Source organism: Empedobacter brevis NBRC 14943 = ATCC 43319, from assembly GCF_000382425.1.
GTDB lineage: Bacteria > Bacteroidota > Bacteroidia > Flavobacteriales > Weeksellaceae > Empedobacter > Empedobacter brevis.
In genome coordinates this window covers 101189-113380 of record NZ_KB908296.1, presented here as the reverse complement: position 1 = coordinate 113380, position 12192 = coordinate 101189, and the positions used below count along the sequence as shown (strand labels likewise).

The window sequence follows — 12192 nt, the reverse complement described above, 5'->3', positions numbered from 1 at the left end:
TATTATTTTGTTGCGGTAAAATTAAGACGTGATCTTTCTATTGTATCAATTAAATTGATTGGTACTTCAAATTTTTTGTGAAACAATATTTTTTCAATTTCTGATACTACTTTCCCAACCTCTACTTCAGCATCCATAATTCGATAATCTTCTAATTGTCCAACATCATTTAAAAAATCTGTACACTTACGATGATATTCTAATAAGAAAAATGGTGTATTACTATAACAAGCAAAAATGCTTGCATGTAATCTAGTAGAAACCACAACATCACAAGAAGCAATTAAATGATATGTTTCTTCAACTTTTGATAAATAAGGTATGATTTCAAAATTTAATTTGTCATCGGTATTAAGTTTCGTTATTATTTCTTTTGTTAACTTTTCATCACCCATTGTTAAGTTTCCATTAAAAATGAAAAATCTAAATTTTATACTTTCATTTTTCTTTAATTCGTTAACTAGATCTATAATAAATTTATTTCTACGTTCTTCGTTTGCTAAATTACCATTAGTATAAGATTCGTAATTACAAACACTAATTCCCACGATAGACTCTTTACTCGTTTTTATCTTTTCTTTATTTATATCGAAATTGTATATTTCTGGTAATAATGCAGCTAAATCAAATGCTTTTATGGGTTGATAAGGTAGATTATAACTTTTAGCTAAATCATATGATTTTTTATCTCTTAAGGCTAAAAAATCAAGTGTTTTTAAGTAATCTAATGTATTATTTTCAGCATTAGTATTTTTAAAAGGACCAAGAGAAATCCCAATTGCACCTGTTTTTCCTCCAAATTTTAAGGTCCTTTTTAACTTAGCATAGCTTCTAAGATCTGTTTTTGTTAAAGCAGAATGAAAAGTAGAACCTCCTGCAGAAACAAAAATATCACTTAAAAAAATATCTTTTACTGCTCTCGCAAAATTTATATAGTTTTTATGCGCAAAATAATGTGATGTATCTGTTCTAGTTTCAGGTAACTGATTGGCAAAAAATAATTGCTCATCAGAATTCCAATATTTTTTACTACCCCAAGCTGATACTTCTACAAAGGCATCATCTCCAGAATTCATTGCACCATAATAACCACTAAATATTGCTTTCATATTCTACTATTTTCATTTTAATTTTACCTTCTTGTTTTGTTTTTAGATAAAATTTACCTTCATGTTTTAATTTATCGTACTTATCTAAGTCTCTGTATTTTATAACTTTTCCTGGATTCCCTCCTACTATAGCTCCCTTAGGTACATCTTTAGTAACTACTGCACTTGCTCCAATAATTGCACCTTCACCAATTATAACTCCAGGAAGTATTGTTACATCTCCTCCTATCCAAACATTTTCTTCTATTGTAACTTCTTTAGAAATAGTAATTTCATCATATGGTATTAATTTATCACTATCATAATTATGGTTTCCTGTATATATCTTTAACCTAGGTCCAAAAATAGTTCCTGAGCCTATCTTCACTTTCCCATAAGTAGAAATCCAAGCTCCTGGGCCAATATACACATAATTACCTATTTCCAGGTTTTCTGGTTTGCTAATTGTTATTGGCAAAGATAGCTGTACACCTTTTCCTATTTTGCTGATTCTTTTTAAAGTATTTTTTGTTGTTAACAACCAATATAATTTTATAATTTTTTCAAACATTGTTTATATAATTTAGATATAGATACAATAATAAAACCAACAGTTATGATTGTCACAATAACTCTAATAATCAATTGATTATACATAAAAACATTACAACCTACCAAAATTAGTATTAAAGCCCATAATATAAAATTCCATTTGTTATAAAAGATAATTGACGGTGATATTTTTTGATGAATAAAATATGGTAAAAAAATAAGGTAGTTCATTAAATAAGAGGCCATGTAAGAAAAAGCAAACCCTAATGCTCCATATTCTTTCAAAAAATAAAAAATTAATAGATTAGTAATCGCCCATTGACCCATGCTAAAAACGCTTAGCCACATTTTGTTTTTTATTATAAGGTCTCTTGAAACACCAGCTCTATTAGTAATTATTAAAGTAGCTACTATTGACATACCTAATATTGGAACAATTTTGTCCGTTTCATATTTACTTCCCAAAACCAAAGAAACTAGTTCAGGAAAAACAATCAATGGAAGAGCAATAATTATTGATATAATCCAAGAACCGAAATAATTGAAAAACTCTTTTTTAGGGGATTTTTCTTCTGATTTTGACAAAAAAATTGGTAATAATACATTACTTATTGCTCCATTAAACATCTGTATAGCTGTAGAAAATATGATTACTGCACTATACAAACCTAGCTCTGAATATCCATCTTTTTGATTAACTAATATAGTGTTTAATATCCATATCGTTGGTGCTACAACTATTGTACTTAAAGATGCAGGAATCGCAAACTTATAAATTGTCTTAATATTTGTCTTCCAGTCATTTAAATTAATTTGTATATTAAATTTTTTACTTTCCTTTTTTAATAAGATTTGTAGAACAATTGATACAAAAAAAATCGCAATCAAATTGCCTAGTAAAGCACCTTCAACTCCAAACAAATATCCACCAACAATAAGCCCTATAAATAAAAAAACTCCCTGTAAGATATTAGATAAAGAGTTTTTTTGAAAAGCTTGAAAGCCAAGTAAAGCTCCCATTTGAGTTCCATTTATTGCAATAAATATTAATGTTAAACCTCCTATTGATAAAGGAATTGCTAATTCTTGATTATTCAAAAAAACAATAGCAATATTATTTGAAAATAAACAAACTAACAATGCTACTGATACACCCAAAATTGTAACAAGACTTAGCGATGCTCCCAACATAGAAGAGGCTTTATCTTTGTCAACGTCTTTTAATTCTGACATATATTTTGTCGTCGTGAGTCCTATCCCCATTGAAGCAAAAATTAAAAAATTATCGATTGTGGATTTTACCATTCCAAATTCACCATATTCTTTTAAAGTTAGTATTCTTGCAAGTACTATTGAAGCTAAAGCCAATAACCCTCTTGACATTAAAGTACCGAAGGTCATCCAAAAAGTTCCAAAAAGTAATTTTCTAGCAAAAGAAGAATTAAAAATTTTATTTTTGATGGACATAAGCGCCATATCAATTATACTGTTTCTTATAGTAATTTTTATAATCGCCGGAAGTTACATTATCCAACCATTCTTGATTTTCTAAAAACCAATCAATTGTTTTGGATAAACCCTCTTCAAAAGTGACGGATGGTTTCCATCCCAATTCTTCATTAATTTTAGTAGCATCAATAGCATAACGTAGATCGTGTCCAGGACGATCTTTTACAAACGTGATTAATTGTTCTGAAGTACCTACTTCACGTCCTAATTTTTCATCCATTTGTTTACACAATTCTTTCACTAAATCGATATTTTTCCATTCGTTAAAACCTCCTACATTATAAGACGCTCCATTTTCTGCCTCATGGAAAACTAAATCAATCGCTTTGGCATGATCAATTACAAACAACCAATCGCGTGTATATTTACCGTCTCCGTATATTGGAAGTGGATTATTGTTCAGAATATTGTGAATACACAATGGGATTAGCTTCTCAGGAAAATGATTCGGACCGTAATTATTTGAACAGTTTGTCATCACAACGGGTAAACCATACGTATCGTGGTAAGCTCTTACAAAATGATCTGAAGATGCTTTAGAAGCAGAATAAGGAGAATGCGGATCATAAGACGTTTCTTCCGTAAAGAATCCTTCATCTCCCAATGCTCCAAAAACCTCATCGGTTGAGACATGATGAAAACGTTTTCCCTCAAAATTACCATTCCAAATTGTTTTAGCTGCGTTTAACAAGTTTACTGTTCCGATAACGTTTGTCATCACAAACTCTAACGGATTAGTAATCGAACGATCTACATGTGATTCCGCTGCCAAATGAATAACACCATCCGGTTGATACTGTTCAAAAACCTCTAATATATGTTGTGCATCCACAATATCTGCTTTTACAAATTCATAATTTGGGCGATCTTCAATATCTTTCAGATTTTCCAAATTACCTGCATACGTTAAAGCATCTAAATTGATGATTTTTGTTTCAGGATAGTTTAAGACAAATTCTCGTACGACATGCGATCCGATAAAACCAGCACCTCCTGTTATTAAAATAGTTTTCATAGTTAATTACAACCTATTATCGCTCGCTGTTAAAATTCCTTTTACATCATAGATTATTCCATTTTCTTTTAAATATTGGTTCAAATCTAAATTTGTAAATTCTTTATGAGCAACGGTCAAAATGATCGCATCAAACTTTTCATCTGATAATTCATTGATGATATTCATCCCATATTCATGTTGAACCTCAGTAGGATTTGCCCACGGGTCAAACGTTGTGACGTCTAATGAATAATCTTGTAAGGCCTCGATTACATCTACGGCTTTTGTATTGCGGACATCAGGACAGTTTTCTTTGAATGTAATTCCTAGGTTCAACACTTTGGCACCATTTACTTTGATATTTTTCTTAATCATCGTTTTCACCACTTGTGAGGCAACATATTGTCCCATCGAATCATTCAGACGACGACCTGCTAAGATAATTTCCGGGTGATACCCTTTTTCTTGTGCTTTCTGTGCCAAATAATACGGATCGACTCCAATGCAATGTCCACCTACTAATCCCGGTTTAAATGGCAAGAAATTCCATTTTGTTCCCGCAGCTTCTAAAACCGCATGGGTATCGATGTCCAATAAATTAAAAATTTTAGCCAATTCGTTTACAAATGCAATATTGATATCGCGTTGTGAATTTTCGATCACCTTAGCCGCTTCAGCAACTTTAATCGTTGGTGCTAAATGGGTTCCGGCAACAATCACCGACTTGTAAATATTGTTTACGACCTCACCTATTTCCGGTGTAGAACCTGATGTTACTTTTAAGATTTTCTCAACAGTATGTTCTTTATCTCCCGGATTGATACGCTCCGGCGAATACCCAGCAAAGAAATCTTCATTGAATTTTAAGCCGGATACTTTTTCCAAAACAGGAATGCATTCTTCTTCCGTAACTCCCGGATAAACAGTTGATTCATAAATTACAATATCTCCTTTCGACAATACTTTTCCTACCGTTTCTGAAGATTTATACAAGGGTGTTAAATCCGGACGATTGTGTTTATCAACAGGTGTTGGTACCGTTACAACATAAATATTTGCCTCTTTAATGTCATCCAGGTTATTGGAACAATACAATCCATTTGAATCGCTGGTAAAAGGGTTTTCTTTTACTAAAACAGCTTGTAAAACCTCATTATCAACCTCTAATGTATGGTCCGTTCCTTGGTTTAATTCTTCGATTCGTTGTTGGTTGATATCAAATCCTACTACAGGATATTTCGTTGCAAATAAACGTGCTAAAGGTAAGCCTACGTACCCTAAACCTATAATTGCTATTTTATGTGATGTACTCATTGATTTTTTTTTGTTCGTTTATTTTTTTGGATTATTTCAAATTTTCCCAATACCATTTTACCGCTTCTTTTAAGCCTTTATCTATTGTATGAGTCGGTTCATACCCTAATAATGTTTTTGCTTTTTCAATGGATGCCAATGAATGTGGGATATCTCCCACTCGGTTAGGACCATGTATAACTTCTACCTTGGAAATTTCAGCGTCAAATTCACTTAAATATGCTCTTAAGTATTTGACTAAATCATTCAATGTAGTACGATCTCCTACCGCAGTATTGTATACTGTATTTGTTGCTTCTTCATTTTCGGTTAACATTGCACGTTCATTCATTTGAATAACGTTATCAATATAGGTAAAATCACGAGAGAAATCTCCCGTTCCATTAATTTTAGGCGATTCATGGTTCATAAACTGTTTGACAAATAATGGAATAACTGCAGCATATGCTCCATTCGGATCCTGGCGGCGTCCAAATACATTAAAATAACGTAATCCTATACACGATAAGCCATAGGTTTTACTGAAGATGTCTGCATACAACTCATTTACATATTTTGTAATGGCATAAGGCGATAATGGCTTTCCGATGATTTCCTCTACTTTAGGCAAATTTTCTGAGTCGCCATAGGTAGAAGAAGAAGCAGCATAAACAAATCGCTTAACTCCGGCATCACGAGCTGCAACCAGCATATTTAAAAAACCTGAAACATTCACTTCATTCGACGTTATCGGATCATTAATTGATCGGGGAACCGATCCTAAAGCCGCCTGATGTAACACATAATCTACTCCTGTAACTGCTTTATGGCACGTTTCTAAATCTCGAATATCACCTTCTATCAACGTATAATTCGAATTTTCAAAAAAAGGCTCGATATTATGACGATGTCCTGTTGCAAAATTGTCTAAACAAGTTACTTGATAGTTTTTGCTTAAAAAATATTCTGTTAAATTTGACCCGATAAACCCTGCACCTCCGGTAATTAATATGTGCTTCATTCTGATTTAGTTTCTATTATTTTATAATTTTCATCAAATATTCGCCATACCCACTTTTTTTTAAGGGCTCCGCTATTTTGATTAATTGTTCTTTATCAATGTATCCCATGCGATATGCAACTTCTTCAATTGCTCCAATTTTCATTCCTTGACGCTCTTCAATCACTTGTACAAATTGACCTGCCTGCATCAAAGAGTTAATAGTTCCCGTATCCAACCAAGCTGTTCCTCTGTTAAATACACCTACTTTCAATTTTCCCCTTTTCAGGTATTCAGCATTGATATCCGTAATTTCTAATTCTCCACGAAAAGACGGTCGTATATTTTTCGCAATCTCCACAACATCGTTGTCATAGAAATACAATCCCGGTACGGCATAATTAGATTTTGGTTCTTTTGGTTTTTCTTCAATCGAAACCACTTCATTGTTCTGATTAAACTCAACTACACCATATCTTTCGGGATCGCTCACTTGATAAGCAAAAACTACGCCACCATTTGGATCTGCTGAATCTTGTAGTAATTTAGACATCCCTGAAGCATAAAATATATTGTCCCCTAAAATCAAGGCAACTTTATCATTTCCAATAAAGTCTTCACCCAAAATAAACGCTTGTGCTAAACCATCCGGGGTAGGTTGTTCTTTATAAGAAAATTTACAGCCAATTTGTGATCCATCACCTAATAATTTTTCAAAATGGGGTAAATCATGAGGAGTGGAAATAATTAAAATTTCATGAATACCAGCCAGCATTAATGTTGAAAGCGGGTAATAGATCATTGGTTTATCATACACCGGCATTAGCTGTTTACTTACGGCTAAGGTTAACGGATGTAAACGAGTCCCGGAACCTCCTGCTAATATTATTCCTTTCATATTTTTAACGTTTTACGTTAAACGTTAAACGCTCAACGAGATTTATTAGAGTTTTAGTTGTTCTTATTTTTAAATATTTTAAATGATTGAGCTTCTTGATCTTTGTCCGAAATAATCATTTGATTCATTGGCACTTGCCAGTCTATTCCTAAGTCATTATCTAATGGATGTACTCCATCCTCTGATTCTTTATTGTATCCGTTATCGCATTTATAAAAAAAAGTTGCATGTTCAGATACAACTGAAAAACCATGTAAAAAACCTCTCGGAATAAATAATTGCTTTTTATTCTCTGCCGATAACTCTACTGCCACATACTGTCCATATGTATCGGAACCTAGACGAACGTCTACTGCCACATCTATGACAGTTCCTTCTATAACACGGACTAATTTTGCTTGCGCATGTTCTCCTGCCTGTATATGCAATCCTCGAACAACACCATAGGATGAACGGGATTGATTATCCTGTACGAAAGTTGGTTTATAACCTAAAACATTTTCTAACTTATTCTCATTGTAAGATTCAAAAAAATAACCTCTTGAATCTTCGAAAACAGTTGGTTCTAAAATAAAACATCCCTTCAATTTCGTTTCTGTAGCCTTCATTATTTCTTGTAATATTTCTTATACCAATCCACAAAATTAGAAACTCCTTTATTGACTGGAAATTTTGGATTGTAACCAAATTTATCTTTTAAATCTTGAACATCTGCCCACGTTTGATTGACATCTCCAGCTTGCATAGGATACATTTCTAAAATTGCTTTTTTTCCTGTTGAATTTTCTATTTCTTTAATGAAATCCATCAATTGCACAGGTTTACTATTACCAATATTATAAAGTTGATATCTTTCTATGATTGTATTATCTTCTAAAATTGCATCAATTCCTTGAATGACATCATCAATATAAGTGAAATCACGTGACAAATCACCATGATTGAATACTTTCAGTGGTTGATGATTTAAAATTGCATCAACAAATAAAAACATGGCCATATCTGGACGCCCCCATGGTCCATAAACTGTAAAAAAACGTAATCCTATGGTTTGAAAATGATATAAATGACTATAAGCATGTGCCATTAATTCATTTGCTTTCTTCGTTGCTGCATATAAACTGATCGGGTTATCAACATTCTGCATTGTAGAAAACGGAACATCAGAAGAATTACCATATATACTTGAACTACTTGCATACAGTAACTTTTTGACCTGATGATGACGGCAACATTCTAGAACATTCAGAAAACCAATTAAATTACTTTGACCGTAAGCATCAGGATTTTCAATACTATACCTTACTCCTGCTTGAGCAGCCAAGTTAATCACAACATCAAAGGAATATTGTTTGAATAAATTTGATAAAGCTTGGCGAGCTTCCAAATTCATTCGATAAAAAACCAGTTTTTCTTCATGTATTGAAGAGATTACTTCCTGATTAAAATTAGTAGCCAATTGTTGTTCAATTCCTAGTTCTTTTAATCGATCATATTTTAACTGAACATCATAATAATCGTTGATATTATCAATTCCAACAACCTGAATATCTTTCTTGACTAATTTTTCTGCTAAATGATAACCTATGAAACCTGCTACACCGGTTATGAGTATTGTCTTCATTATTTCTCCTTTTCAGAAGTTGCCACAACCTTTCTCAATCCTGAACTAGAAAAGCGATGAGTACGTTTGTTGTAGTAAATTTGGATATTGTTATCCAAACAATATTGTTTCCCTGTGAAATCTATATGTCTATATTCTTCTCCAATAATTCTAACATTTATTGGCAAAGCACTTAACATATCAAACAAATCTTGCTCTGTCTCGTAAGGAATAATTTCATCAACATAACGACAGCCTTCTAATTGAATGTATCGTTCTACAATTGATTGGGTGGGGCTGTTTTTAGAAGGATCAACAGATGTAGGGTCGGTATTAAGTCCTACAATCAAATAATCGCATTGTCTTTTGGATTCTTCAAGCATCATTACGTGGCCTGCATGAAGTAAATCAAATATTCCGAAAGTAATTCCAGTCGTCATTTATACTAATATTGTTGGAACCACAAATTTAAGGAATAAAATTGGATAAATTTTAAGGAATTGGACATTAAAAAAGCGCTAACTAACAGCGCTTTTTATATTATATTAATTCTGAATTTCTTTTTTCTAAATGCGTGTACACATTTTTAACTTCCTGAGAATATTCTTTTTGCAGAATTAAATTTGCTGTTGGTGTGTGTACAAAAATGGTATTTTGTAACCCCACAAAAGAAGTGTATACACCTGTTCCTATCACCATATTTCCATTTCTATCCACGTAATGACCATTTAACACAAAATAATCATACAAAGACTCAAAAGAACCCAAATCATTCCAAATAAATTTAGCCGGAACTACTTTTATTTTCTTGCTTCGCTCCATCACAGCATAATCTATACTGTTAGAGGGAATATTCATTGAAAGCTCTTCGTTCAACTCTCCATTTGTATTTTCTTTCCAAGCTATTTTTGAATTCTCGTAAATCTCTTTTTCAAATTTCTTCAGCTCCTTCAGTAAAACTTTTGCCTTAAAACAAAACATTCCACTGTTCCATAAAAAGTTACCTTGCTCTATAAAATCTTGTGCTGTAATATGGTTTGGTTTTTCCCGAAAAGAAAGTACATTATCTCCTTTATGCTCAATATATCCGTATCCTGTCTCCGGGCGGGTTGGATGTACACCAAATGTCACAATGTAATCTTTTTGAGCTAAATCAATCGCTTTTTTCATGGCATTTTCATAAGCCTTTAAATCTTCTATCAGATGATCTGAAGGTGTAACAATTAAGATATCATCATCATCAACTGCTAATGCAGCAAATGCAATTGCAGCAGCTGTATTCCGGGGAACTGCTTCTACAATTTTGGTATATTCTACATCAAGATTATTTAAAACTTCTTGACTTAAATGATCATTATCTTTATTTCCGATAACAATTAATTTATCTGCTATGGAACGATTGCGTTGAATCGTTAATTCAAACAATGACTGCTCATTAAACAACGGTAAATATTGTTTCGGATGACTTTTTCTTGAAAGTGGCCAAAGTCTACTCCCTACACCTCCAGACAATATCACATTATAAATACACATAGATTCTTCTAATTCGAACTAACAAAGATATGAAATCAATTTCAGTTTAAACCTGAATTAGAATAATTTATTTTGTTTATTTGAATCAATAAATCTCTATTAATTATTCTTTCTGAATTAGAAAAATACACTATTTCTTTAATAAAAATTACAAAAACCTGTCAACAATTATTTAAACCTCAAAAAGGTCAAATTATAAAAATAAAAAGCGTTCAAAATTGAACGCTTTCTTTATTCTATATATCTAATTTTTTAAATCATCGAAATACGCAATGTATTTGTAATTCCTTTTTCAAATGCCGGCATTGCATTTAAGTTGATAATATAATCACCATAATCAACATAACCTGCATTCTTAGCTAAGATGTTCACTTCTGTTACCGTTTGATCGGTAGAGGTATCTCTCGGGTCATAATTAATAGCTTTTACACCCCACAACAAGTTCAACATACGATTGATTCGTTTACTTGGATTAAACACCAAAATAAATGAATTTGGACGATGTGATGAAATCTGGAAAGCCGTATAACCAGAATATGTTAAGGTTGCGATTGCTTTTGCTCCTGTATCCTCAGCCATTTTAGCTGCATTATAACAAACCATGTCAGTTACAAAGCGTTCATTCTTAATTTTCGGTTTATGCTCAGGCACATGAACATGTTCGTCGTCCTCAACAGTTTGAAGAATCTTCGTCATTTTCTCTATCACTTGCACAGGATATTGACCAACAGACGTTTCTCCAGACAGCATCACTGCATCAGCTCCATCAAAAACTGCATTTGCAACATCTGAAACTTCTGCACGCGTTGGTGTTAAACTCGAAATCATTGTTTCCATCATTTGTGTTGCAACAATCACTGGTTTACGCGCTAATTTTGCTTTATCAATTAATTGTTTTTGGGCTTTTGGTACGATTTCAAACGGAACTTCAACTCCTAAATCGCCGCGAGCAACCATTAAACCATCTGAAAATTCTAAGATATCATCAATATTTTCTAATGCTTCCGGTTTTTCGATTTTAGAAATGATTGGAATTTTTAATGTTCCATTTTCTTTGATAAAATCTGATAAGTCTTTTACATCTTGCCCTGAACGAACAAACGATAATGCAAACCAATCGACACGGTTTTCAATCGCAAATTTTGCATCTTCTTTGTCTTTTTCCGTTAAAGCCGGTAATGATATATTTGTATTTGGTAAGTTAACTCCTTTTTTTGAACGTAATGGACCACCTTGAATAGTTTCTGCCTTTACAGTATCTGTTCCATTTGTTTCAATTACTTTGAAAATTAATTTTCCGTCATCAATCAAGATATTCTCTCCAACTTTCACATCTTGAGCAAATCTTTTGTACGTCATAAAAACTTTTTCTTTGGTTCCTACAACATCCTCGTTCGTAAATGTTAAAATATCTCCCGGATTGATCACGAAATCTTCGTGCTCCATTTTTCCAATACGCAATTTAGGCCCTTGCAAATCCGCTAAAATTGCTGTATTGTATCCATGATCGTTATTTAGTTGATGAATAGTCTCAATTTTACGTTTCACATCTGCATAATCTGCGTGTGAAAAATTGATACGGAACACATCTGTTCCTTTTCTCATCATTTCTAATAAAATCTCTGGACTTTCTGTTGCCGGACCCAAAGTCGCGACAATTTTTGTCTTTTTAAGAAATTGTCTATCGTAAATCATAATTTTTTCCCTTTTTTTATGCAC

At 32.6% G+C, this 12192-nt stretch carries 12 protein-coding genes; all 12 read right to left on the bottom strand.

Annotated features, from left to right (window positions below; all coding sequences use genetic code 11):
* Window positions 1-2 precede the first annotated feature (2 nt).
* Entirely contained in the window at window positions 3-1109 is a 1107-nt protein-coding gene (locus H277_RS0110510) for a polysaccharide pyruvyl transferase family protein (protein WP_019975556.1), read from the bottom strand.
* Window positions 1093-1659, bottom strand: a complete 567-nt coding sequence (locus H277_RS0110505) for an acyltransferase (protein ID WP_019975555.1) — start codon at window positions 1657-1659, stop codon at window positions 1093-1095. Before H277_RS0110505 ends, H277_RS0110510 begins: the two co-directional genes overlap by 17 nt.
* Window positions 1641-3107, bottom strand: coding sequence for an oligosaccharide flippase family protein (locus H277_RS0110500; protein ID WP_169337519.1), 1467 nt, complete (start codon window positions 3105-3107; stop codon window positions 1641-1643). The genes H277_RS0110505 and H277_RS0110500 overlap by 19 nt, the downstream gene beginning before the upstream one ends.
* A 10-nt stretch (window positions 3108-3117) precedes the next feature.
* Window positions 3118-4164 (bottom strand): dTDP-glucose 4,6-dehydratase, encoded by a 1047-nt coding sequence (rfbB, locus tag H277_RS0110495; protein ID WP_019975553.1) that lies wholly within the window; start codon window positions 4162-4164, stop codon window positions 3118-3120.
* Window positions 4165-4170: 6 nt separating this feature from the next.
* Window positions 4171-5460 carry a nucleotide sugar dehydrogenase gene (locus tag H277_RS0110490; protein WP_019975552.1) on the bottom strand — a complete coding sequence of 430 codons (1290 nt, stop codon included), beginning with the start codon at window positions 5458-5460 and terminating at the stop codon, window positions 4171-4173.
* Window positions 5461-5491: 31 nt separating this feature from the next.
* Window positions 5492-6460, bottom strand: coding sequence for an SDR family oxidoreductase (locus tag H277_RS0110485; RefSeq protein WP_019975551.1), 969 nt, complete (start codon window positions 6458-6460; stop codon window positions 5492-5494).
* A 16-nt stretch (window positions 6461-6476) separates the two neighbouring features.
* Window positions 6477-7337, bottom strand: a complete 861-nt coding sequence (gene rfbA / locus H277_RS0110480) for a glucose-1-phosphate thymidylyltransferase RfbA (RefSeq protein WP_019975550.1) — start codon at window positions 7335-7337, stop codon at window positions 6477-6479.
* Window positions 7338-7390: 53 nt separating this feature from the next.
* The gene (rfbC, locus tag H277_RS0110475) at window positions 7391-7945 is read right to left on the bottom strand and encodes a dTDP-4-dehydrorhamnose 3,5-epimerase (RefSeq protein ID WP_019975549.1); all 555 of its coding nucleotides are present in this window, start codon (window positions 7943-7945) and stop codon (window positions 7391-7393) included.
* The gene (locus tag H277_RS0110470; protein WP_019975548.1) at window positions 7945-8961 is read right to left on the bottom strand and encodes an NAD-dependent epimerase/dehydratase family protein; all 1017 of its coding nucleotides are present in this window, start codon (window positions 8959-8961) and stop codon (window positions 7945-7947) included. Before H277_RS0110470 ends, rfbC begins: the two co-directional genes overlap by 1 nt.
* On the bottom strand, window positions 8961-9380 hold the full coding sequence (locus H277_RS0110465) for an adenylyltransferase/cytidyltransferase family protein (RefSeq protein WP_019975547.1): 420 nt from the start codon (window positions 9378-9380) through the stop codon (window positions 8961-8963). The genes H277_RS0110470 and H277_RS0110465 overlap by 1 nt, the downstream gene beginning before the upstream one ends.
* A gap of 100 nt (window positions 9381-9480) precedes the next feature.
* Window positions 9481-10473 (bottom strand): mannose-1-phosphate guanylyltransferase, encoded by a 993-nt coding sequence (locus H277_RS0110460; protein ID WP_019975546.1) that lies wholly within the window; start codon window positions 10471-10473, stop codon window positions 9481-9483.
* Between the two features lie 252 nt (window positions 10474-10725).
* On the bottom strand, window positions 10726-12168 hold the full coding sequence (gene pyk / locus H277_RS0110455) for a pyruvate kinase (RefSeq protein ID WP_019975545.1): 1443 nt from the start codon (window positions 12166-12168) through the stop codon (window positions 10726-10728).
* Window positions 12169-12192 lie beyond the last annotated feature (24 nt).